At 61.9% G+C, this 21,702-nt stretch carries 25 protein-coding genes and 1 pseudogene; 14 read left to right on the top strand and 12 right to left on the bottom strand.

Features of this window, described 5'->3' with window-relative positions; translation table 11 throughout:
- Position 1: 1 nt before the first annotated feature.
- The 4 genes and pseudogenes from AC2YB9_RS01150 to AC2YB9_RS01165 form a co-directional block, all read right to left on the bottom strand.
- Entirely contained in the window at positions 2 to 571 is a 570-nt protein-coding gene (locus AC2YB9_RS01150) for a hypothetical protein (RefSeq protein ID WP_487266927.1), read from the bottom strand.
- Between the two features lie 337 nt (positions 572 to 908).
- On the bottom strand, positions 909 to 1,235 hold the full coding sequence (locus AC2YB9_RS01155) for a hypothetical protein (RefSeq protein ID WP_487266928.1): 327 nt from the start codon (positions 1,233 to 1,235) through the stop codon (positions 909 to 911).
- 141 nt (positions 1,236 to 1,376) lie between these two features.
- Positions 1,377 to 2,665 (bottom strand): annotated as a pseudogene (locus AC2YB9_RS01160) (IS110 family RNA-guided transposase).
- A 159-nt stretch (positions 2,666 to 2,824) separates the two neighbouring features.
- Positions 2,825 to 3,361 (bottom strand): hypothetical protein, encoded by a 537-nt coding sequence (locus AC2YB9_RS01165; protein ID WP_487266929.1) that lies wholly within the window; start codon positions 3,359 to 3,361, stop codon positions 2,825 to 2,827.
- Between the two features lie 370 nt (positions 3,362 to 3,731).
- Between AC2YB9_RS01165 and AC2YB9_RS01170 the strand changes: the two genes are divergently transcribed.
- Together AC2YB9_RS01170 and AC2YB9_RS01175 are read left to right on the top strand one after the other, a co-directional pair.
- Complete coding sequence (locus AC2YB9_RS01170) at positions 3,732 to 3,920, top strand: toxin-antitoxin system, toxin protein, HicA family (RefSeq protein WP_487268658.1); 189 nt, start codon at positions 3,732 to 3,734, stop codon at positions 3,918 to 3,920.
- Positions 3,917 to 4,270, top strand: a complete 354-nt coding sequence (locus AC2YB9_RS01175) for a type II toxin-antitoxin system HicB family antitoxin (protein ID WP_487266930.1) — start codon at positions 3,917 to 3,919, stop codon at positions 4,268 to 4,270. Before AC2YB9_RS01170 ends, AC2YB9_RS01175 begins: the two co-directional genes overlap by 4 nt.
- A gap of 66 nt (positions 4,271 to 4,336) precedes the next feature.
- Here the strand turns inward: AC2YB9_RS01175 and AC2YB9_RS01180 are convergent, their stop codons facing one another.
- The 3 genes from AC2YB9_RS01180 to AC2YB9_RS01190 all read right to left on the bottom strand — a co-directional run bounded on the left by AC2YB9_RS01180 (position 4,337) and on the right by AC2YB9_RS01190 (position 7,713).
- Positions 4,337 to 4,924 carry a recombinase family protein gene (locus tag AC2YB9_RS01180; RefSeq protein ID WP_487266931.1) on the bottom strand — a complete coding sequence of 196 codons (588 nt, stop codon included), beginning with the start codon at positions 4,922 to 4,924 and terminating at the stop codon, positions 4,337 to 4,339.
- A gap of 357 nt (positions 4,925 to 5,281) precedes the next feature.
- On the bottom strand, positions 5,282 to 6,364 hold the full coding sequence (locus AC2YB9_RS01185) for an IS110 family RNA-guided transposase (protein WP_487266932.1): 1,083 nt from the start codon (positions 6,362 to 6,364) through the stop codon (positions 5,282 to 5,284).
- A gap of 821 nt (positions 6,365 to 7,185) precedes the next feature.
- Positions 7,186 to 7,713 (bottom strand): tyrosine-type recombinase/integrase, encoded by a 528-nt coding sequence (locus AC2YB9_RS01190; RefSeq protein ID WP_487268660.1) that lies wholly within the window; start codon positions 7,711 to 7,713, stop codon positions 7,186 to 7,188.
- 205 nt (positions 7,714 to 7,918) lie between these two features.
- On the opposite strand from AC2YB9_RS01190, the gene AC2YB9_RS01195 reads away from it, so the two are divergent.
- The 6 genes from AC2YB9_RS01195 to AC2YB9_RS01220 all read left to right on the top strand — a co-directional run bounded on the left by AC2YB9_RS01195 (position 7,919) and on the right by AC2YB9_RS01220 (position 13,381).
- Entirely contained in the window at positions 7,919 to 8,257 is a 339-nt protein-coding gene (locus AC2YB9_RS01195; protein WP_487266933.1) for an MMPL family transporter, read from the top strand.
- Between the two features lie 155 nt (positions 8,258 to 8,412).
- Positions 8,413 to 9,342, top strand: coding sequence for a hypothetical protein (locus AC2YB9_RS01200; RefSeq protein ID WP_487266934.1), 930 nt, complete (start codon positions 8,413 to 8,415; stop codon positions 9,340 to 9,342).
- Positions 9,339 to 9,950: a DUF4129 domain-containing protein gene (locus tag AC2YB9_RS01205; protein ID WP_487266935.1), complete on the top strand. Its 612-nt coding sequence runs from the start codon at positions 9,339 to 9,341 to the stop codon at positions 9,948 to 9,950. The genes AC2YB9_RS01200 and AC2YB9_RS01205 overlap by 4 nt, the downstream gene beginning before the upstream one ends.
- Positions 9,947 to 11,080 (top strand): DUF4350 domain-containing protein, encoded by a 1,134-nt coding sequence (locus tag AC2YB9_RS01210; protein WP_487266936.1) that lies wholly within the window; start codon positions 9,947 to 9,949, stop codon positions 11,078 to 11,080. Before AC2YB9_RS01205 ends, AC2YB9_RS01210 begins: the two co-directional genes overlap by 4 nt.
- A complete protein-coding gene (locus AC2YB9_RS01215; RefSeq protein WP_487266937.1) occupies positions 11,077 to 12,075 on the top strand; it encodes an AAA family ATPase in 999 nt (332 codons plus the stop codon). The genes AC2YB9_RS01210 and AC2YB9_RS01215 overlap by 4 nt, the downstream gene beginning before the upstream one ends.
- Before the next feature lie 13 nt (positions 12,076 to 12,088).
- The gene (locus AC2YB9_RS01220; RefSeq protein ID WP_487266938.1) at positions 12,089 to 13,381 is read left to right on the top strand and encodes a DUF58 domain-containing protein; all 1,293 of its coding nucleotides are present in this window, start codon (positions 12,089 to 12,091) and stop codon (positions 13,379 to 13,381) included.
- A gap of 7 nt (positions 13,382 to 13,388) precedes the next feature.
- Here the strand turns inward: AC2YB9_RS01220 and AC2YB9_RS01225 are convergent, their stop codons facing one another.
- Positions 13,389 to 14,384 carry a stage II sporulation protein M gene (locus AC2YB9_RS01225; RefSeq protein ID WP_487266939.1) on the bottom strand — a complete coding sequence of 332 codons (996 nt, stop codon included), beginning with the start codon at positions 14,382 to 14,384 and terminating at the stop codon, positions 13,389 to 13,391.
- A gap of 21 nt (positions 14,385 to 14,405) precedes the next feature.
- On the opposite strand from AC2YB9_RS01225, the gene AC2YB9_RS01230 reads away from it, so the two are divergent.
- Together AC2YB9_RS01230 and AC2YB9_RS01235 are read left to right on the top strand one after the other, a co-directional pair.
- Positions 14,406 to 15,215 (top strand): RDD family protein, encoded by an 810-nt coding sequence (locus AC2YB9_RS01230; RefSeq protein ID WP_487266940.1) that lies wholly within the window; start codon positions 14,406 to 14,408, stop codon positions 15,213 to 15,215.
- A gap of 73 nt (positions 15,216 to 15,288) precedes the next feature.
- Positions 15,289 to 16,257, top strand: a complete 969-nt coding sequence (locus tag AC2YB9_RS01235; protein WP_487266941.1) for an MsnO8 family LLM class oxidoreductase — start codon at positions 15,289 to 15,291, stop codon at positions 16,255 to 16,257.
- A gap of 31 nt (positions 16,258 to 16,288) precedes the next feature.
- Here the strand turns inward: AC2YB9_RS01235 and AC2YB9_RS01240 are convergent, their stop codons facing one another.
- Entirely contained in the window at positions 16,289 to 17,023 is a 735-nt protein-coding gene (locus AC2YB9_RS01240; RefSeq protein WP_487266942.1) for a lysophospholipid acyltransferase family protein, read from the bottom strand.
- A 135-nt stretch (positions 17,024 to 17,158) separates the two neighbouring features.
- Between AC2YB9_RS01240 and AC2YB9_RS01245 the strand changes: the two genes are divergently transcribed.
- A complete protein-coding gene (locus AC2YB9_RS01245; RefSeq protein WP_487266943.1) occupies positions 17,159 to 17,611 on the top strand; it encodes a pyridoxamine 5'-phosphate oxidase family protein in 453 nt (150 codons plus the stop codon).
- A gap of 39 nt (positions 17,612 to 17,650) precedes the next feature.
- On the opposite strand, the gene AC2YB9_RS01250 is transcribed toward AC2YB9_RS01245, so the two are convergent.
- A complete protein-coding gene (locus AC2YB9_RS01250; RefSeq protein WP_487266944.1) occupies positions 17,651 to 17,830 on the bottom strand; it encodes a hypothetical protein in 180 nt (59 codons plus the stop codon).
- A gap of 12 nt (positions 17,831 to 17,842) precedes the next feature.
- The gene (locus AC2YB9_RS01255) at positions 17,843 to 18,223 is read right to left on the bottom strand and encodes a carboxymuconolactone decarboxylase family protein (protein ID WP_487266945.1); all 381 of its coding nucleotides are present in this window, start codon (positions 18,221 to 18,223) and stop codon (positions 17,843 to 17,845) included.
- A gap of 67 nt (positions 18,224 to 18,290) precedes the next feature.
- On the opposite strand from AC2YB9_RS01255, the gene AC2YB9_RS01260 reads away from it, so the two are divergent.
- Together AC2YB9_RS01260 and AC2YB9_RS01265 are read left to right on the top strand one after the other, a co-directional pair.
- Entirely contained in the window at positions 18,291 to 18,773 is a 483-nt protein-coding gene (locus tag AC2YB9_RS01260) for a metal-sensing transcriptional repressor (protein ID WP_487266946.1), read from the top strand.
- Positions 18,774 to 18,835: 62 nt separating this feature from the next.
- On the top strand, positions 18,836 to 19,837 hold the full coding sequence (locus AC2YB9_RS01265; protein ID WP_487266947.1) for an isopenicillin N synthase family dioxygenase: 1,002 nt from the start codon (positions 18,836 to 18,838) through the stop codon (positions 19,835 to 19,837).
- A gap of 39 nt (positions 19,838 to 19,876) precedes the next feature.
- Here AC2YB9_RS01265 and AC2YB9_RS01270 read toward each other — a convergent pair whose 3' ends face one another.
- Positions 19,877 to 20,833 carry an esterase/lipase family protein gene (locus AC2YB9_RS01270; RefSeq protein WP_487266948.1) on the bottom strand — a complete coding sequence of 319 codons (957 nt, stop codon included), beginning with the start codon at positions 20,831 to 20,833 and terminating at the stop codon, positions 19,877 to 19,879.
- 113 nt (positions 20,834 to 20,946) lie between these two features.
- Between AC2YB9_RS01270 and AC2YB9_RS01275 the strand changes: the two genes are divergently transcribed.
- Complete coding sequence (locus tag AC2YB9_RS01275; RefSeq protein WP_487266949.1) at positions 20,947 to 21,687, top strand: dienelactone hydrolase family protein; 741 nt, start codon at positions 20,947 to 20,949, stop codon at positions 21,685 to 21,687.
- Positions 21,688 to 21,702: the final 15 nt, after the last annotated feature.

The raw sequence follows: 21,702 nt of genomic DNA on the forward strand, positions 1-21,702 counted from the left end.
GTCACCAAGTCTTGCCACAGTCGCTATCTGAGACCAGAGCAAGATCACTGTTGTCCTTCTTGACCGCCGTCATGCCCTCTGGGACCACGGCAGGAGCCTCGGAAAGAATCACCTGGGAGAACTCGACGCCGTCGTGCGCATCCGTTGTCGCTTTCTCTAGTGTCGACTGGAGATCCGGATCGTGGGTCACGCCCTCGTTCAGATTCGACATATCTATGAGAGTTCCCATGACTGCTCCGTCGAGATCGTCCAGCGCTCCGGCACTAGTGGCGTTCACGCCAACGGTCAGATCGAGATCTTTGCCCTCGAACACTGTCGTCACTTCCTCGACTTTAAGGTGCTCGTCAGCAACCAGAGTTTGAACCTGATCAGCGGTCACACTTCCATTATCTGGCTCGAGGACAGTTGGGGTCTCGGCTGCGGCAGCGTCGGTTTGAGTCACATTCGTGGCGTGCGTCGAATTCGAGCTCGGCGATGAAGGCTCCTGACTGCCGGGGACCGCAAAAACGCCAACCAGGGCGGCGACCAGAAGAAGCCCGCCAACCCGCGGAATATTGACGAATTTCATCATGTCGTAATCCTCTGAATCCCGCGAGGAGCCAATCCGCGCCTCAACCGTTGACGAACTTTAGCAGCGCCCGGGGCACAACGGACGGAAACGCGACAAAAGCACACCGCCAGTCGGTTGTTGTCTCGATCGACCGGGCAGACGATGGCGCATTCGGCCACCCTGAATCTTGTGATCACCGGTTGTTCGGGAAAATTGTTAAGGAGGTCGATTCGGCGTTGACGCATCTCGGAGATGGGCCCGAGTCGGATTGACCCGGTGGGTCCCGCTTGAGTTGGCATAGTCGCCGGGGTTGAGTTCGCCATCTCATCGAAGAAACTTCACTGTTACTTGATCGAGCTCAAACCCTCGTCATAACCATCGGGATGAAAGCGAGCCTCACGGTGATCGCCTCATCGGCAACGCTCGTCATCAAGTAGTTGCGCCGTTCTGAACTAGTGTTCGCAACTGCCACGCTCAGAAAATTCGGGTGGCCCAAGATCTGGTGATGTGCCTTCTCGATGATCTCCGATGCGTTCCTGGCCTTGATGAACAGGATCAGCGCGGCCTTAACGTCCTGCCACCCCAAATAGCTGAGGAGCTGATTGATGCCGCTCGTGAACGCGGCTGGACCCTTCCAGAATTTGCACTCGCCGATGAAGACGTTCTTTCCGTCTTGACGGATCAAAATGTCAGTCCTTCCCCGCGTTGTTCGCCCCCTCGCCGATGACGAACATTTCTCTCTCGTCTTCTCGCTGAAAATTTGCGTTGAGCATGAAGACAAACCAGTCGCGGAGGGCCTCTTCGGGGGGTGCCCCTATGTGGTTTGTCAAGCGGCGAGTTGGTGTTCGGACTCGTAGAGGGTGCCGTCGCGGAGCATGGCGTAGAGGACGTCGCAGCGTCGTCTGGCGAGGGCGATGAGTGCTTGGTTGTGGCGTTTGCCTTGCGTGATTTTGCGGTCGTAGTAGGCGCGTGAGGTTGGGTCGCGCAGAGCTGCGAACGCGGAAAGGAACAGTGTCCGTTTCAAGATCTTGTTGCCGCGGCGCGAGGGATGCTCACCTCGTATTGAGGAGCCGGAGCGTCGGGTGACGGGTGCGAGCCCGGCATACGAGGCGAGGTGGCCTGCGGTGGCGAAGTCCTTGCCGGAGACCTCGGTGAGGAGTCTGGCTGCGGTCCTGACGCCGACTCCGGGCATGCTCATCAGGACGGGTTGAAGAGGGTGAGCCTCCACGAGACGCTCGACTTCAATGGCGATCTCTGCGCGTTGGCGGCGCAGTGCGGCCAGCTGTTCGGCCAGGCGCGGCAGCACCATCGATGCAGCATTGGTGCCCACCACGACGACAGTCTGCTCGCTCAAGGCATGGGTGATCGCTTCGGCGAGGCGACGGCCCATGCGGGGTGCAAGCTTGCTCAGACGGTTGCCAAGTCGGGTCGTGCCGGCTTGTTTCATCGCGGCGGGTGATGGGTATTTTTGCAGGAGATCCAGCACTGCTGGGTGATCGAGACGAGGTCCCAGAACTCTCTCCAATGCGGGGTGGATTTGGGTGAGGAGACCACGAATCCGGTTACTGGTGGCGGTGGTTTGGCCCACGAGATCATCGTCGAAACCGCAAAGCATGGAGAGCTCAGCCACCTGCTCGTCAGCGAGTTGAATTGACCGCAACGCATGTGGCAACGTTCGTGCTGCTTGGGCGATGGGGGCACCTCCCTGCACGCAGTGCTAGGGGGAATCGCGGCGTCCCGGGCGTCGGTCTTTGCTTCCCCCGCATGCAGGTCCGCGATGCGGCGCATCGCTAACCCGGGAAGATAACCGACCAGCACGCCTTCGGCCTGGGCGACGGCGATCGGGAGAGCCCCAATTGTGGCGGGTTGGTCCACGACGAAGAGCACTCGACCGTGCTGTTTGAGTTTCTCGATGACCTCACGCAGCTTCGCCTCATCATTGGGCAAAGCTTTGTCATAAAGCTGTTTCCCGGCCCGGTCTAGTGCGACTGCGTGATGCTCGCCCTTGCCAACATCGACCCCGATGAAGACGTCGACCTGATCATAATTTTCGATTGCCACCGTGTCCTCCGTTCGATTAAGTCGGCCCGGAACCACGGCGGTGAGTCTCGGCATCCACGTTACGAACGGCCTCGGCAGAATGCCGGGTCGAGCCCCTATCAGCGATCACTCACTGCCAACCAGGCCCGGTGACAACACCCCCCGGATCATGAACGACTGGGGGTAACAATCATGCCGAGCCTGGCAGGCCAACACCCTCAAAGAATCACACAATCAAGGGATACAAAGAAAGTAACGGGGGAGGATCAATTGCTTGGCGCTACGTGACCGGTGCTCGAGAGCGTTACCAAAACGGATGACGGTGCGGAGAACAAGCTCGTACGTGTGGTCTGCGAGCGTCCACCCTCCGGCCGCGACAGTCGGTTTAGTTATCCTGACCGACCTTGGCTTGGCCGGGATCTCCATGACCCGGTCAGGTGGCACCGGGGCGGTAGGAATCTCCAGCGCCTTGATGAGCTCGCGCGACCTCCTTCTACCGGCAGCTCTCGAACGAAGGCGTTCGAGAACTGCGGTTCGCACGTGCACCTTTGCCTGGTCTATGTCATTGTTGATGGCACCAACCCACGCAACGAGCACACTGGTCTGAGCCGCGATCGTTCGATTGACCTCGCGTTTTTCCTGGCTGGCGAAGTACTCGAGCGTCAAGAACTTCTCATCGACATCGCTGTGGAAGGGAGTTCGCGGCGGATTCGATGGCTTGAACGAGAAGTAGCCCTGGTGCGACTTGTGCGGGATCTTCAATGCGATCAAGTCGGTTACCCCGCCACCCTGCTCCGTGGGGTTGGTCGCTCGGTTCGTCGGAGAGGGCGGAACCTCAGGTCCGCGGATCGACGTTCAGTAGGGGTATTGATAGTTCGCGGGCTTCCCGGCTGTCGGCGGTGCCGAACTCCGCATGGGGATGCTCCCTGAACGATGAGCGACAAATAAGTAGTCGAAGTCGCCGTTCGCTTGGGGTACAAGATTGACGCAGCTCACGATTCACAGACCATGCGATAGCCAGACGATCTACCCCTTGTCTTGTCACTTGGTACTGTGGGCGGTACCATTAAGTATGCCAAGCGTCGTCAAGATTCTCGAAGCGATGCGGCGAAGTACGAAGAATGTGGATTACCAAGATCTATTGAAGGTCTGTGTTGAATACTTTGGCGAACCCCGCACTACCGGTGGATCGCACGCGGTGTTCAAGATGCCTTGGGTTGGAGACCCGAGGGTCAACATCCAGAACGACAAGGGCAAAGCAAAGTCGTACCAAGTCCGTCAGGTCTTGACAGCGATTGAAAAGTTGGAAGATGAAGGGAAGCAGCCATGAGCAAGGTCGCAGATAAGCCGCGTCTGGTGGATCGGTTTTCCTACTCAGTTTCCTACTCAGTCGACGACAATGGGTTTGTGGCTACGGTTGCTGAGTTCCCGTCGCTGTCGTGGATCGCCGAGGAGCGACGAGTAGCCGAAGACGGCCTGGTCGCCCTGGTCGAGGAGGTGCTCGCAGATATGGAGCAAACTGGCGAGCCTGTGCCGGAGCCGTTCGGTGAGCGCACATTTTCAGGCAGGTTCAACCTGCGGCTACCGACCAGCCTCCACCGCGAACTGGCACTGAGGGCCGAGCGTGAACACCAAAGCCTGAACACCGTCGTGGTCAGCCTGCTGTCTCGGCGCGCATAACCCACAGAACGGGCCGCTGGTGCACCCGCCATAAGCGGTATTCGCCGCGGCAGCGTTGTGCGATCGCTACGCCTCAACCGGGAGTGCGCGCGATCTTCTGTAGAAGGTGGCGCGCGACGTGCCCAGATCGCGGGCGACTTGTGCGGCCGGTTCGCCGCCGTCGACCAGATGGACGGCGCTGCGGATTTGGCTGTCGGTAACCCGTTGGGGTCGCCCGCCCAGGTCTTTGCCGGCGTCGCGGCGTTTGCTGATCGAGTCGGTGATCCGCTCGCGTTTGATGTCGTGTTCCATCTGCGCCAGAGCGGCCATGATCGTGAACAACATCGACCCCATCGGTGTTGATGTGTCGACGTCGCCGCCGCCGAGGTTCAACACCCGCAGGCCCGCGCCCCGGTCGCGGAGCTCTTGGGCGAAGTCGAGCATGTTTTGTGTCGATCGTCCAAGCCGATCCAGCGTTGCGATGACGAGCGTGTCCCCAACCTCCAGAGAGTCGAGGGCGCGGTCGAACTGTGGGCGCGAAGCACGAGCCCCCGAAACGCCATGGTCGACATACAGGTCATCGCGTCGAACGCCAGCAACGATGAGGTCGGCTTCTTGCCGATCGGCCGATTGTGGTCGTGTTGATACGCGTGCATATCCGATCAGTCTCGTCACGACGCTCCAGGTGTCTCATAACTGATATGTGGTGCTTTTTGTCAAGTGTGCATGGTGAAGCGGCCTCCCTGATGGCTTCGGGGAGGCCGCTTCTTTGTGACCGGGTCAGGAGGTCTGGAGGAGTGGTCAGCGTGTCGTTGGCGACGCGCGGTCAGACAGGGGGTACCTCCCGCTTGCGGGGGAATATGCGCGGGTTGGTTACCGCAGGACGGACTGTTCGGCTGGAACGCTTCCGCTGGTCTAGAGATCGAGCGTGACCGGCACTGTGAATTGACGGCTGCTCATAGTTATGTCGCGGGTCGTTCCACGCGCTGCGGCCATCCTCTGCTCGTGGCCCGGAACTCGTGGGGTGTGCCCTTATTCGAGGGTGGCCAAGGACCAGCACCAGCCGGCGAGCTCACGTGCGATAGCGACGTTCGCGATCACTGGTTTCTTTTTGCGGTCGGTGAAGGTTTGCCACCGTTGGTTCAGCCGTCGGTTGCCTTCATGTCCGCGGACTCGTGCCGGCGCTGGTGCCAAGTCCCATCGGGCGCGCATCGTGGCGCCGGGATTGCGATAGGTCTTGCGGTGATGCCAGGCGGCCTCGACCAGCAACCTGCGCGCATGAGTATTGCCGGTCTTGGTGATCGACCCCTGGGAGCGTGAACCGCCAGAGGAATACTCAGTCGGCACGAGTCCCAGATAGGCGCCGATCGTGGAACCTGTGAACCGGTTCCAGTCGCCGACCTCAACAGCCAGACCGAACGCTGTCAGCGTCGAGACGCCACGCAGACAAGCCAGCCGGCGAACGACATCGGTGAACTCACTGTCGGCGGCCATCTGGGCGATCGCGTTGTCGAGTCGATGACGACGCTCAATGGTCAAAAGCATCGCCTCATAAGCCGAGTCGAACGTCAACGCTCGGGCCGGCTCGGCGAAGGTGTGAGAACGCAACCAGGCGTCGTGTTTGCCCGTCCAGGCCTGGCCGCCTGAATAGACGATCCCTTGGCGGAGCAGAAACTTCGAAAGCCGATGCCTCGTGCGCATCAAATCGGATCGGGCATCCTCACGGGCACGGACCAGATCCCGGGCCGCTTCTTGTTCGACGCCTGGAATTGTGACTTCGACGATCTCACCCAAATGCATCAACCGGGCCAGATGCTCGGCATCCCTGGCATCGGTTTTGACCCGATCACCGCTGGGGCGTTGCAACTTCGACGGCGCCGCTACCAGGCAATCGACATCGGCAGCAAGCAGAAACCTCGCCAACCCGAACCCGGTCGGGCCAGCCTCATAGACCACTCTCGTCGGCTGCGGCAAAGATCGGACCCAGGCCAGAATTTCGCCATTGTCAGGGGTCAACTTTCGCCGAAACAGCTCACCAGTCTGACCGTCGAGCGCACAACCAACGACCGACCGAGCGTGCACATCCAAACCAATACTCGTACGATTTCTTAACACCGGGGCCTCCCACAATGTTGGATAGGCCGGGCAGGGAACTCTGTCCGGTAACCCACGAGTCTTGTGTGTGAGGTCCCGGCCCGCAACCCCTCAGCAAACCCAAGCGGTCACTACATACCGTCTAGTAGTGAATACAAAGATTCAAACACATGGTTATGACACATAGTTATGAGAATCGCCGGAGGCCGGAACTATGCGGTTTTAGGATGCGGATTCGGATCGCCGACGAGACGTCTTATATCCGTAGGGATGCGAGACACCGATGCAGCGTTCTCGAGCTCGTGGATACGGCGCCCCGAATACAGTTCATTGGTTGCGACGAACACTAGAAACCGCCATCGGCTTACGAGTGCACTGCGACTGTATGAGGCTCCGCTACGGGTGTCGAGGATCCTCATTCCATGGCTCCACGAGGAGGGTGGGCCACTCGCGTAGCCATCGTGCGGTTTTCGTCTCGTAGACGTCCTGACCCTGCGTGTCAGGGTGAGTTGAGGCCGCACCACCGCCGACCGTATATGGACCGCGGCTCATGGTGGTCTTGGTCGTCGTCACTCTGTTCTTTACGAGGAACCTCGACTTTTGGTCGCAGATTGTCGTTCTGTTAGCCGTCGCGGTCGTTCTTGGGGTCCTGGGTGGCGTCACGCTGACCACCCATCGCCGACCGGCGCAGCCGCCGCGACACTGGCGAGTGGCCCCGGGGTAGCCACGGCTGCGCGTGTTCACCGGGCGACGGCCCCTCTCGCGAAACCGGACCTGCGTCTTTCCACCGCAAATGCTTCGGGTGAACGGGGTCCGCACTCGTCTCCACGAGGGTGAGCATCTCAGGTTTTCGCGAGAGCCCGAACCGCAGACTCATTCATCGCGACGGCAACGGCGTCTAGGTCGTCCTCGAAGAGGTCGGCGTAGACGTCGAGCGTCATGGCTGCGGACTTGTGGCCGAGCATTCTCTGGACGGCTTTGGCGTTGGCGCCTGATGAGATCGCAAGGGACGCTGCGGTGTGGCGGAGGTCGTGGGGTGTGAGGCGGGGGATGCCGGCGCGGCGGACAGCACCGGCGAACCATCCACCGGAGGAACCATCGGTGCGGGTACGGCGTCGAAATTCTCCGTTGGGTCCGGGGAAGAGCAGCCCTTCGGGCGGCTTGTCGGCGCATGCTTTGTCGAGGACAGGGTCGAGCATCTGGAGGTATGGCACTGAGCGGCGTTCGTGGTTCTTGGGTGAGCCGATATGGATCTCGGTTCCGACTTCGACAGCGTTGCGCTCGATCGAAAGGCGGCATCGCGGACACAGAGCGCGATCATCTCGCCCCAGCGGATACCGGTGTATGCGAGGATCAGGACAACACCGGATGAGTCGCCTGCTTCGCGAGCGAACTGGTCGACTTGTTTGTGGTTGAGGTAGACACGTCCGCGCATGACCTTGCGCTCACAAAACGGGGCCGACGCTCTCATCTTGGCCCAGGCCACCGGTCCCGAGAACAGCCGCGAGAAGAGGATCGGTGAGATCCTGGATGAGTACAACGACAGCAGCGACGGTGTGACCAGCGTGCTGGGCGGTGGCCGCACTCCTGCCGATGTTCGTCGCACTCGTCTCGATCATCGGCTCCCTCGCCATTCTCAACGGGCTGACCCGGGTCACTGACGTCAGCATCTTCGCGATCAACCTCGTCACCGCGTTGGGGTTGGGCCTCGGCGTCAACTACGCCCTTCCCGCGACGCGGGTACGTCCGTCGCGTTCGAGCCCGCGGAGCGTTTGGCTCAACATTTTCTGCGAGATGCCCTCGATTCGGCGCACGCGCCGTCCTAGGAATGTCAACTATTTCGCCCCGAACTCGAAGCGATCCGATGAATCGCGTGTATGGCAGAGCCTGCCGCTCCGGATCTGTCAGGATTAGGCCGACGCTAGGAGATCTTCATGTCAGACGGGCAGGCTTTTCCGCCGCCAGGGGAACAGCCGGCTCTGCCGCCCCAAACGTGGACCAACCCGAACCCGCCGCCGGGGTGGGCTCCTGTGCCTGGAATGCTCGGCGCGGCACACAAACCTGGGGCCATGCCGCTTCGCCCGCTCAGCCTGGGTGACATGTACAACGCGGCGTTCCGGATCATCCGATTCAATCCCAAAGCCACAGTCGGCTCGGCTGTACTGGTGGCCGCTGTCACGATGATGATTCCGATCTTGGTCAGTGCAATCGTCACCTTCACCTTGGGCGCCACGTTGGATGAGAATGGCGAGATCACCTCGGACACCAGCCAGAGTGATCTGGTCGGAACGGTGGTGTCGTTTGGTTCCCTTGCGATCGGTACGGTTTTGCTCCAGCTCGGGCTGATCTTCGTCACCGGAATGGTCGCCCATGTCACATACGCAGCGGCGATCGGACGACGTTTGACCCTCGGCGAGGCGTGGGCGGCGACGCGGGGGAAGCGGTGGAAACTCCTCGGCCTCACCTTCGTGGTCAACATCGCCACGACGCTGGCTTTCGCAATGTATGTCGCTCTATGGATCCTAGTGGTTGTGGTCTCGGATTCGCCGTGGCCGATCGTGGCTTGGGGCGTGATCAGCGTCCCGGCGTTCATCGCCGGGATGATCTGGTTCTGGGTGCGCGTCTACTACCTGCCGGCTCCAGTCCTGATGCTTGAACCAGTAGGCGTGTTCGGTGCGATCAAGCGTGGCTATGGATTATCCCGTCGACAGTTCTGGCGGATCTTCGGCATCGGCCTTTTGACCGTGCTCATCACTACGATCGCGGGTTCCGTGCTCAGCGGCCCCATCTCCCTGATTGGCCAACTCGCCTCCTTGGCCTTCCCCGAGTACGCACTGCTCGGACTCGCGCTGACCCAAGCGATCGCCTCGGTCGTCTCGTCCGCATTCGTCGCCCCGTTTACCGCAGCGGTGACATCCCTGCAATACATCGATCAGCGCATGCGCAAGGAGGCGTTCGACGTTGAACTGATGGCCCGTGCAGGGATTACGGGTTCGTGATTCTGTTCGCCGTAGGCCGCCCAATCGACCCTTCCCCGGGCGAGGCCGAGTCGTTGCTGCGGCACGAGTTGTTGAAGCCCGAATACTTCAACGACAACTGGCTCCAACGTCTTCTGGACTGGCTCCAACGCATACTTGATGGAGGCATATCTGCGACAGATGGTCTCTCCCCGCTGACCACTTTCGCCGCGATGTTCATCGGGATTCTCCTGCTCGGAGCGCTGGTATGGCTGGTAAGCCGGGTCCGCAACTCCGCTCGAGTCTTCAACGTCAAAGAAGTTGAATTCACCGACCTGGCTGTCACCGCAGGCCAATTACGTGCCCGCGCCGAGACAGCCGTGGCCGAAGGACGATACGCGGAGGCCCTCGTCGAAGGCTTCCGAGCGCTCGCGGCGCGCCAAAGCGAGCGCGGTCGTCTCGACAACACCCCGGCGACGACGGCGCAAGAGACCGCACGATCGCTCTCGGGGGAGTACCCCCAGCAAGAAGCGTGCGTTAACAGATCCGCCACCCTTTTCGACTCCGTGCTGTATGGCGATCGGCCGGCAACCCACGATCAGGCTGTTGATGTGTTGGCGCTGGACGATGAACTCCGGAGCACGCGATGACGACGACGGTGACCGCTACGAGCCGCTGGCGGCGTCATGGCGCCACGTTGGTCATCGTGGGTGCCTTCCTGCTCGCGGTCATCGTGGCTGCACTGCTCGGCTCGGGCGGCGAGAGCCGAACCGCGCGCTACGATCCCGACAACGCGGGGCCCAGCGGAGCGCAAGCGCTGGCACGCGTGCTCGACGACCAAGGAATCGATGTCGCGGTCGTACGCTCGGCAGACGAACTGGATCGCACCAGCGCCGACCGGGACACCGTCGTGGTCGTGACCTCGACAGAAGACCTCGGGCAGGTCACTGCCGACCGATTGTTGAAGCATGTGCGCGGGAGCCACCTCATACTCGTCGACCCGGGGCCTGAGTTGGTCGGAGTTGCCGGCCTCTCGACGCAGGTCAAACGGGCTACCGTCACAAAGGGCCTCGCCGCCGCCTGCGCCAATCCTCTTGCCAAAGGGCTCACCTTGGAGGTGGATTCCGCGCTCTTCTACGGCGGCGGTGACGGATGCTTCGCCGACGATCAGGACAGCTCGGTGCTGCAGGAACGCGGCGAGGTGACGCTATTCGGCGGCGGTCAAGCCATGACGAACGACCAGATCCTGCGCGGCGCCAATGCGGCAGTGTCCCTGCGTCTGTTGGGTCAGGGTGAGCGCGTGATCTGGTATGTCCCCCGATTCGAGGATCTGACGGCCGGGGATCAGTTCGGCGTCGGCGCACTACTGCCGCGCTGGATCAAACCCGGATTGTGGCTGGCCGGGATCGCCGCTATCTTCCTGATCCTGTGGCGCGCCCGTCGGCTCGGACCCTTGGCTACCGAACCCTTGCCCGTCGTCGTCAAGGCCATTGAGACGACCCTGAGCCGGGGCCGCATGTATCGCAAGGCCAAGGATCGATCGCACGCCGCGACGACCTTGCGAAGTGCTGCCCGTGCCCGACTAACCCATCAACTCGGCCTGCCTGCCAGCCATGACCAGGATGCGCTGATCCGTCAACTGGCGAACCATGTCGGCCGGCCGGTGGCGGAGATCGCGGCACTTGTCAGATCCGACGCCGAAGCTCCCCCATCTGATCGCGATCTAATGCAACTGGCCCGCGACCTGAAAGAACTCGACCGAGAGGCACGCATCACATGACCGAGACCATTTCAACGCTGGCCGAAGATTCCGAAGATTCCGATGAGCCGGGGTTGCGGCAGCGACTATTGGCGATCCGCACGGAAGTCGCGAAAGCCGTCGTTGGCCAGGACGCCGCAGTCTCCGGCCTGCTCGTCGCAATGTTGTGCGGCGGTCATGTGCTGATGGAAGGAGTGCCGGGCACGGCCAAGACGTTGCTGGTGCGCACCATCGCGGCAAGCTTGTCCGTTGATGTCCGACGCGTCCAGTTCACCCCGGACCTGATGCCGGGCGATATCACCGGCTCGATGGTGATCGATGGCAAGCAGGGCGAACTCAGCTTCCGCGAAGGGCCCGTCTTCACTAACATCCTGCTGGCCGACGAGATCAACCGGACACCGCCCAAGACTCAGGCCGCTCTGCTGGAGGCGATGGAAGAGGGACAGGTATCGGTCGACGGCATCTCCCGCCCCTTGCCTAGGCCATTCCTGGTCGCCGCGACGCAGAACCCGATCGAGTACGAAGGCACCTACCCGTTGCCGGAGGCACAACTCGACCGATTCCTGCTCAAGGTGGTCCTCCCCATACCCGGCCGTCAGGACGAGCTGGAGATTCTGAACCGGCACGCCAACGGGTTCGATCCACGAGATGTGGCCGGGGCAGGCGTGACGCCGGTCGCGTCCGCGGCCGACATAGCAGCGGCGCAGATTGCCGTCCAGAAGGTGCAGGTATCGGCTGAAGTGAGCGGTTACATCGTCGACATCGCACGCGCCACCCGTGAGTCGCCGTCGTTGTCGTTGGGCGTCAGCCCGCGCGGTGCGACCGCGTTGCTGCGCTCGGCGAGGGCATGGGCATGGCTCGTGGGGCGTGATTTTGTGACGCCCGACGACGTCAAATCGCTCGCTCAAGCCACACTCGTGCACCGGCTTGGCCTGCGCCCGGAGGCCGAGCTCGAAGGTGTGGAGGTCGCGCAGGTGCTCGCCTCGGCACTTGGCTCGGTGCCGGTGCCTCGATGACCGAGATTTCCTAATGGCCATCTCGGGTCGCGTGCCGTTACTGATCCTGCTGGGCTTGATCCCGGTCGTTCTGATGCCAGCTCGGAGCACGGTTGCGCTGTGGCTCGTTGTGGTGCTGTTTGTCTGCCTAGGCGACTGGTTGCTTGCTCCGCGCCCTTCATCGTTGAGCTTCGTGCGGGAGCCGGTTGGCTCGGTTCGGCTGGGTTATCCGACCCAATCGGTTCTGGTTGCCGACAACACCTCCGGACGTCGCGTCCGAGCGCTCATACGTGATGCGTGGCAACCGACCGCCGGCGCCAGTGGCAACCGTCATCGGGTCCGACTCATGCCGGGCGATCGAACCCGCCTCCTGACGCCGCTATTGCCGCGACGTCGAGGCGACTTGCGGGCCTCCGGCCTGACCGTGCGGTGCCCGGGGCCGCTCGGTCTTATCGCCCGACAGCGGACTCTCGACCTTCCCGGCGCCATTCGTTCCCTGCCGCCCTTTGAGTCACGCAAACACCTGCCGTCTCGCCTGGCACGGCTGAAAGAACTTGATGGCCGTACTGCGGCGCGGGTGCGCGGTCAAGGCACCGAATTCGACTCACTGCGCGAGTATGTTCGTGGCGACGATGTGCGCTCGATCGATTGGCGTGCTTCGGCGCGAACTAGTCAAGTGGTGGTCCGCACGTGGCAGCCCGAGCGTGACCGTCGGGTCGTGCTGGTCCTCGATACGTCGCGCACATCGGCCGGCCGGGTCGATGACGTGCCTCGCCTCGACTCCGCGATGGATGCGGCCTTATTGCTCGCTGCACTGTCGGCACGCGCTGGCGACCGGGTCGACTTCGTGGCCGGCGACCGGCGGGTACGCGCGCGAGTGCGCTCGGCCCGCGCCCGTGACATCGCCGCAACGCTGCAGGATGCGATGGCCGGCCTCCAGCCCGTAATCGCCGAGGCCGATTGGGGTTCCCTGACCAGCGCCGTGCAGCGGTTAGGCCGTCAGCGGGCACTCGTCGTCCTGCTCACTCCGTTGGAGCCATCGGCCACCGAAGCCGGTCTGCTCCCCATACTTCCCGCGCTGACCCGGCACCATCGCGTCGTCATCGCCTCGGTGCGGGACCCAGCTCTCGAACGACTCGCGGCTGCCCGCGACACCATCGATGAGGTGTATGACGCCGCCGCTGCAGAGCAGGTCTTGCGCCACCGTGCGCGGACGGCCGAGCTGCTCAAGAAATTGGGGGTCGATGTGATCGATGTCGATGCCGAGCGGCTGCCACCTGCGTTGGCCGACCACTACCTGTCGCTCAAGGCCAAGGGCCTGCTCTAGGACCTGATCACGCCTGTGAGGCGACGCCGGCCTCAAGCCGGGACGCGTCGATGTCGCCGGTGTGGCCTCGACGGAACGCATTGCGGCCAAGCACAAACACATACGCGAAGAAGCAAAGCTCCGCCGCGACACCGATCCCAATCCGAGCCCAGGTCGGCAGGCCGGACGGTGTCACGAAGGCCTCGATGATGCCGGAGACAAGCAACACCACGATCAGCCCGAGTGTGACGGTGGCAGCGGTGCGGCCCTCCCGGGCAATCGAGGCAGTTCGAGTCAGGTCGCCCGGCTCGATCCAGGACCAGAACAAGCGCAACCCGACGCCTCCGGCGACGAAGACAGCCGTCAGTTCGAGGAGACCGTGCGGCAGGATGAGCCCCCAGAACAGTTCTCCCCGGTCATGTCGAATCATGATCGAGCCGATGACAGCCAGATTCAAGATGTTGTTGAACAGGAGCAGAACGACCGGGATTCCCAGTATCCCCAGGGCGATGCAGAGCGCGGCGACCCAGGCATTGTTGACCCAGACCTGCGCTGCAAAGTGGCTGGCCGCGTATTCGCTGTAGTAGTTCTCGAATTTGCCATTGACCAATCTGTCGACCTCGGCGCGCGAGAGCAATCCCTGTTCCACCCGAGGATGCTCCAGCAACCACAGCAGCATTACTGCGGCCAGGACGACATTGGCGGCCACACAGCCCAACCACCACCGCCGCAGGCGATAGAGCGCCGCGGGGAATCGGGTCACAAAGAAGCCCAGCAGGTCGCGCCAGGTTGTGACATGGGCACCACCGGCCTTGTTGCGGGCACGGGCGAGCAGCGAGGACAGATAGGCGACCACGGATGCGTCGGGAGCCGAAGTCCGCACGACCGACAAGTGGGTGGCGATCTGTTGGTAGAGATCGACGAGTTCGTCGCTTTCGGCCCCCGAGAGCCTGCCAGCATGAATCAACTGTTCGAGGCGCGACCACTCCCTTGAGTGGGAGATTACGTAGGCATCGAGGTCCACACCCGATAGCGTAGGCGAATCATGACCGCACCGGAGTTCGCGACTCTCACCACCGACGATCTCGTCACTGGCGAGGCAGTTGCGCTCGACCTGCCCCCTGCCGGTCTGGCTTCGCGAATTGCCTCTGGCTTGATCGACTACCTAGTCACAATGGTGTTGTTGGTCATCATCGTCGTGATTGCTTTGGTGGCCTCACTTCGCGCTGACGGAGCTTTGCTCGCGACCGCGATGATCGGTACCACGATCGTCGTCTTCATCGTCGTTCCCACGACCGTCGAGACGCTTACCCGGGGCAAGTCGCTGGGGAAGTTGGCATTTGGGCTGCGGACCGTTCGTGATGACGCCGGGCCGATCAGTTTTCAGCATGCGCTGGTTCGTGCCCTCATCGGTTTTGTCGAGATCTACGCGCTCGGCGGTACGCCGGCATTCTTCTCCGCGCTGATCAGTTCGCGTGGCAAACGGCTTGGGGACTTCGCCGCCGGGACGTATGTCGTGCGCGAACGGGTCAAGTTGCAACTCGCTCCACTGGTGCCGATGCCGCCGCACCTTGCGGTGTGGGCGGCCCATGCGGACATGACCGCGCTGCCGACCGGGCTGGTGCTGGCCGTACGTCAGTTTCTCTCCCGCTCGTTGACAGTCGACCCGGCCGCCGGCGTTTTGATCGCTGGCAAACTTGCCGATGAGGTGGCGAAGTGCGTCGCCCCGCCACCGCCGGTGGGCACCGCACCGGGAGACTTCCTCGCCGCGGTTATGGCGTCGCGCCGGCAGCGCGACTTGGCCCGACTCGAGCGCGAGGCCCGCATCCGCGCGCAACTTATCTCGAAGGGCTGACTCGTCCCCTGCTCTTGTCGGATGGCAGGGTCGGGTCGGGAAGTATCGATGCCCGGTTGGAGTTGTTTAAGGTGTGAAGCTCTCGATTCTCGATCGGTCACGAACGCGAGCCGGACGGCCAGATGCGGAAGGCCTGATCGGTTCGGTCGAGCGGGCGATCAATGCTGAGGCGTTGGGCTACGACCGATTTTGGGTTGCGGAGCATCATGCGGTGCCCGGCATTGTTAGCGGTTCACCGGCGGTCCTGTTGGCCGCGATCGGCGCCCATACGACAAAAATTCGATTGGGCTCAGGCGGCGTGATGCTGCCCAATCACCAGCCGCTCGTTGTCGCGGAACAGTTCCTCATGCTCGATGCGCTCTATCCCGGCCGGATTGATCTTGGCCTCGGCCGTTCGCGCGGCTTTACCGCGCCCGTGCGCGACGCCTTGAGATATGACGTGGACGCACCGGACACCTGGGAGGACGACTTAATCGCCCTAGGTGGCTATCTCAGCGGAACGAACTCGGTCACGGCGCGGCCGCAATCGACAAGACCGATTCCGATGTTCGTTCTGGCGACCGGCCGGGGCATGACGATTGCCGCTCGGTTAGGACTGCCCATTGTCGTGGGTGGCCCGATTCTCGAACAGGAATCGTTGCCCGAGACGCTCGACGGCTATCGTCGGGACTTCCGTCCGACGGCGCTGGTCCCCGAATCCTCGGTGACGATTTCGCTCGACGTGACCGTGGCCGACGATGAGCCGGCGGCCCGTGAATTGGCGTTGCCTGAGGCCTGGGCGATGGCGCGGGCGAAACAGGTCGGCGAGTTCCCGCCGCTGGAGTCGCCCAGCTCAATACGGGTGCAGGACTGGACCGGCCAGATGCGCAGCCGGATCGAATCCGCACTCGACCGGGCGGTTCTCGGCAACCCCGAAACAGTCGCCAATAAGCTCGACGAACTGGTGACGAGGACTGGGGCCGACGAGATCATGGCATCCACTTCGACCTACGATCGGGAGGCACTCCTGGCTTCGGATGCGGCGCTGCGTCAGCTCGTCTAAGTGTGACGGGAAGTTGTTGGATCCGGCCGGTTTACTTGGCCGTCCCCTTCGCGGTCTTCTCGGTGACTTCGATCGCAGTGGCCTCCTCGAGTGTTGGCGCGCCACCACCTAAGCGCGCGGGCACCCAGTGTGCGCCCGCAGGGTTTTCGCCGTATGTGGTCTGCACCTCCCTGAGGAGGTCTTGCATCGCGGCACGAACCGCGGCGGTCAACGTCTCAACATCGCCTTCAGGAGGTATCGGTGCGCCGACGCCGATCGCGACGGGCGTCTTGGTGCGACCGAAATCATTGGGATGGCCTTTCGGCGCAATCCGCTGTGAACCCCAGACGATGGCCGGAATGATTGGGACGCCGGCTTCAAGTGCCATACGGGCCATGCCGGATTTGAATTCCTTGAGTTCATAGCTCCGGCTGATCGTGGCCTCCGGATAGATCCCGACGACTTCGCCGGACTTGAGCTCGTGGACCGCCGCGACGTAAGCATTGTGCCCTGCGGAACGGTCGACGAGGATGACGCCACAGCCCCACATCAGCCAGCGCAGGATCGGGTTCTTTCGGAGCTCGATCTTGCCCATGAACCGGATGTGTCGCCTGTCGTCTTTGATTGCGGACATGGCCATGTAGGTGAAGTCGAGATAGGAGGTGTGGTTGATCGCGATGACTGCGCCACCGGCAGCCGGGAGCCGCCGAGGGCCGATCCGGATCATCCGGTGCCCCAGGACCAGATTGAAGAGCCGGAGAATATGCTCCAGCGTCCAATAGATCATGGTTCAGGCTAGTGGCTCGATTCAGAATGAGTCGAGAAAACCAACGATCTTTGTCACGGGTCAGCGTCCCTTTTTTCGCGGAGTCTAGCGACATATGATGCGATTAAGTTGAATCGGTTGGGAGGAGACAACGTCATGGAACTCACGCATACGGGCGCGACGGGGCCCGTTGAATCTCTCAGCGTCGAGGAATGCTGGCGGCTGCTTTCGTCGGCAACACTTGGTCGGCTTGCCGTGAGTGTTCAGGACCTGCCGGAGATATTTCCAGTCAACTTCGCCGCTGTCGACGGCCGGATTCTGATTCATACTGCGCCGGGGACAAAATTGGTCGAACTCTTAATCAACAGCAACGTCGCGTTCGAAATCGACGATGTGGGTGCTGATGAGGCATGGAGCGTCATCGCCAAAGGCACTGCCCGCATCGTCGACACGGTCACCGAGATCACTGCGGTTGACGAATTGGCGGTGCATTCATTGATGCCGACCCTCAAGTACATCTACATTGAGATCGTCCCAAGTGAGCTGAGCGGTCGTCGCTTTAACCCTGGACAAAGCCACGAACCGAGCGTCGTCGACTTCTTCCTGTAGTCAGCTGGTAGGTGCGTGGCGGCTGGCGGCCAAGGGCGATCACGGCGTCCGAGTGCGACCGAAGATGCGCCGAAGCCAGGACTCAGAAGTGTCGGGCTCGTCCACGTGCCCGGCGCACCACTGGTCGGCTGCGACTCTGGCTCGGACCTGAGCGATGTGGCTTCCGCAGCCGGCCCAGGTGGTCTTATTACAGGTGCGGCATCGAACTGCCCTACACATATATTTCTCCCCTCAGACCGACTCGGCGGCAGGATCGGCCGCGTCGGCGAATTCGCAGAACGCATCGAAGGCGCGCGGGCCGTAGATGGTCGCAGGCCCGCCGTTCATAAGAAACGTGACGCCGATGGCCTCGGCCGCTTCCTGGCGGGTGGCGCCGGCGCGGACCGCAGCCTGCGCATGTGAGGCGATGCAGCCGTCGCAGCTCTCGACAACGCCGATAGCCAGCGCGATCAGTTCTTTGGTCTTCACTTCCAGCGAGCCAGCCGCAAACGATGCTCGGTGTAATTCACCAAACCCTTGGTAAACCTCGGGGATCGCCCGCCGAAGTGCCCGATGTAAGGGCGAGAGTTCGTCGAGCACGTCTTTGCCGTGCCCATGGGTGTTGATGGTCATGGAGCTCACTTTCGATTGTTGTTACTTATACCCTAGGGGGTATAGCTAATCCCGTCAAACACTTCCCGTGACCGTCGCGAAGGTGCGAGACACGTTGGCCGCGCAAGGCTTCGGCATCATCACCGAGGTCGATATGAGCGCCACGCTCAAGACCAAGCTCGGCGTCGACCTGCCGCCACAACTCATCTTGGGCGCGTGCCGTCCTGAGCTCGCTCACCAAGCGCTGTTGGCAGATCCTTCGATCACGGCGCTACTGCCGTGCAACGTAGTTGTTCGCTCGATCGACGAAGAAACGACAGTGTTGGAGGCGTTCGATCCGGCCTTTATGGCGCAGCTTGCCAGCGGCGATGTGCTTCACGCCGTCGTACGCATGCTCGAAGAAGGTCGTGATTGCGAAGACGTGGTCACTCAGTTGGCAGCCGCATCGAAGGCGCTTGATCGTGCGGGATTCGCCATCGTCGCCGCCGGACTGCAGCAATGCGTCGCCGATGGTGGTACCGACAGCCTGAACGCCAAAAAGTTAGAGAAACTGTTTCTGTCGCTGGCTTAGGGCATTATCTCGGCGCTCGGACAGCACCGATGATGACGCAAGGTCTCCGGCACAATGGTGCAATGCAACCGATGCCGATCCTAGATCTTCGTCTCGCCGGCGATCCAGCCACCGCTGACCAGTTCCGCAACCAGCTGCGACGGGCGACTCACGAGGTCGGCTTCTTCTATCTGATCGGGCACGGCATCGATCCGGACTTGATGGCCGACATCGTCACGGTGTCGCGAGAATTCTTTGCTTTGCCCGATGAGTCCAAGCTCGCGATCGAGATGGTCAACACGCCATATTTTCGTGGCTATAACCGCGTCGGCGGCGAGCTCACCCAGGGCAAGGTCGACTGGCGCGAACAGATCGACATCGGCCCCGATCGTGAACCGCTGGAACGCCGCGCGGGCGACCCGGACTATTACCTTCTCGAAGGACCGAATCAGTGGCCAGCCGAGCTGCCCAGGCTCCGCGAGGTCGTCGAAACCTGGCAGAACGCCCTCAAAGGTGTGGCAGATCAGTTGCTTGCCGAGTGGGCCGAATCGCTCGGCCAACAGCGTGCTGTCTTCGAGCCTGCCTTCGGCGACGATCCGGCGACCTTGCTTAAGATCGTGCGCTATCCCGGCCGGGTTGAAGGCGGGACGGATCAGGGCGTTGGTTGGCATAACGACCCGGGCGTACTGACGCTGCTCCTAGTTGAGTCGGGCAAAGCCGGCTTACAAATCGACCATGAAGGTAAGGCCGTGGATGCACCGCCGATCGATGGTGCTCTGATCGTCAACATCGGCGAAATGCTCGAACTGGCTACTGACGGCTACCTCAAGGCGACCAAACACCGAGTCATCGCGCCGGACCCGGGCACCGATCGAATCTCGGTGCCTTACTTCCACAACCCTTCGCTGCATGCGACCTTCCCCAAAATCGTCCTTCCACCGGAGCTTGCGGCTGCGGCGCGCGGGATCACCGAGGACCCGGCCAATCCGATTTTGGGTGTCTATGGCGACAACATGCTGAAGCCCCGTCTTCGCGCGCATCCCGATGTTGTCCGGGCCCACCACCCGGATTTGATCCCACGCTAGTTGGCGTCGCGAGGAAGCCCGCCAGCTAAATGCTCGCGGTCAGAGCGTGCCGACGAACGGCAGGACCAGCCGGCACGGAACCTTGATCGGATGTGCCGGATTGAGCGCATTCAGCACGAGCGCCGCCGCGACCGGTGAGGCAACAATTTGGAAGTGCTCGCTCAGATCCAGCGCGCATACGTTCTGCAACACGATATTGGTCTCGCCGGGCTCGATGCCGCTGGTGTAAGGCTGGACGAGTTCGTCGTACGTGGTCACGATGTTCGTGTAAGCGATGCCGGGAACCTTGGTCGTGCCGCCAGCGCGCATCTTTGCGGTGAAGGCCGAATTGGTGAGCAGTTGTGGGCCCGACGCGAAGTAAGGGTTGAGCGACTTGACGATGAGCGGGGTCACTCCGAATGGAGTCCCATGGACGACCACCGAGTTTAATCCGGCGACATTTGTGCCGTGCCAGATCGGTGCGAGCGACACATACTTGTCGATGAACTTCGCCCCATCGAGGTATTTGGCGTAATAGTTCGGGATGACAGTGCCTTCGGAGTGCCCAACAATGTCGACCTTTTTGGCCCCGGTGGTCTTGAGGACTTCAGCGATGAATGTCTTGAGCTGTGCGGCACTCTGCTCCATGGGGCCGAAGCCGCCGAACACCTGGTTGGCCGGATTGGGCAACTGCGGCGCTTGTCCATAGGTGAGTGCAAAGACGCAGTAGTCGTTGTTGGCAAGGAGCGGGGCGTAGGTCTGCCAGTTCGTGCTCTTGTTGCCAGTTAGGCCATGAACGAGCACGACCGGATTGGGGTGCGCGGCGGATGGCTTGCACGCCCAGTCGTTGGCGCCGGGCGGGTCGGCGTTAATGCCGAGACCGGCGATCACCGCCGAGGGCAGGAATGAATAGGGGACCGGAAGCGGCTTCGTTGCGGCGTTGGCCGGTGCGACGGACAGGACTCCGAGTCCGAGCACGAGAGCTCCGGCAACGGTGGCGATACGGCGGATCAGCATGAAGTCCCCTCGGTGAACAATTGCGTAACTTTAAGTTACACGTCAATTCGCGTGACGGCGATATGAAAGCGTCGGTGCGCGCGTACAGTGACCACTCGATGAGGAGCACCAAGATGATTGACATCGAAGCTGCCGACGGTCTTGCCGAGGCATATGTCGCACGGCCCGACGCAGAGGACTATCCGGGCGTGCTGTTCTTCATGGACATCTTCGGGCTGCGTCCACGCCTCCGCGAGATGGCTGACCGGATCGCCAGTTGGGGCTATGTCGTGCTCGTGCCGAATCTGTTCTACCGGTCCGGTCCGGTTGCGGAGCTGGCACCGGACACGGACCTTAAGATCCCCGGAAATCGTCGGGCGTTCTTGGAGATTGGCATGCCGCGGATGAAGGCGTTGTCGGTGCCCCGTGCGATGGCCGACACCGAGCCATACCTGAATGCGCTGCAAAAATTGTCTGGCGGGAGCGGCAACCCGGTCGGAATCACCGGCTATTGCATGGGTGGTCGGCTTTCGTTGCTCGCTGCCTGTGTGTATGCAGACACGATCGTGGCGTCGGGTTCTTTCCACGCCGGTGGCCTTGTCAGTAGCGCCAAGGACAGCCCACATCTAGGTGTAGGCCAAGCACGTGCCGAGCTCTATTTCGGTCACGCTGGCAATGACCGCTCGATGACCGCCGCCGCGATTGCGACGCTTGATGCCGAACTCGAACGGACCGAGTCGTCCTATACCTCCGAGGTGTATGCCGGCGCCAGTCACGGATTCACGATGGCGGACACCTCGTCCTACAGCGACGTTGCTGACGAACGTCATTTTCACGCGCTAGAGGCTTTGCTGGCCCGCAACCTCCTCGCCTAACCCTGGGGTGGTGGC

The organism is Aeromicrobium changchenzhani (assembly GCF_057586615.1).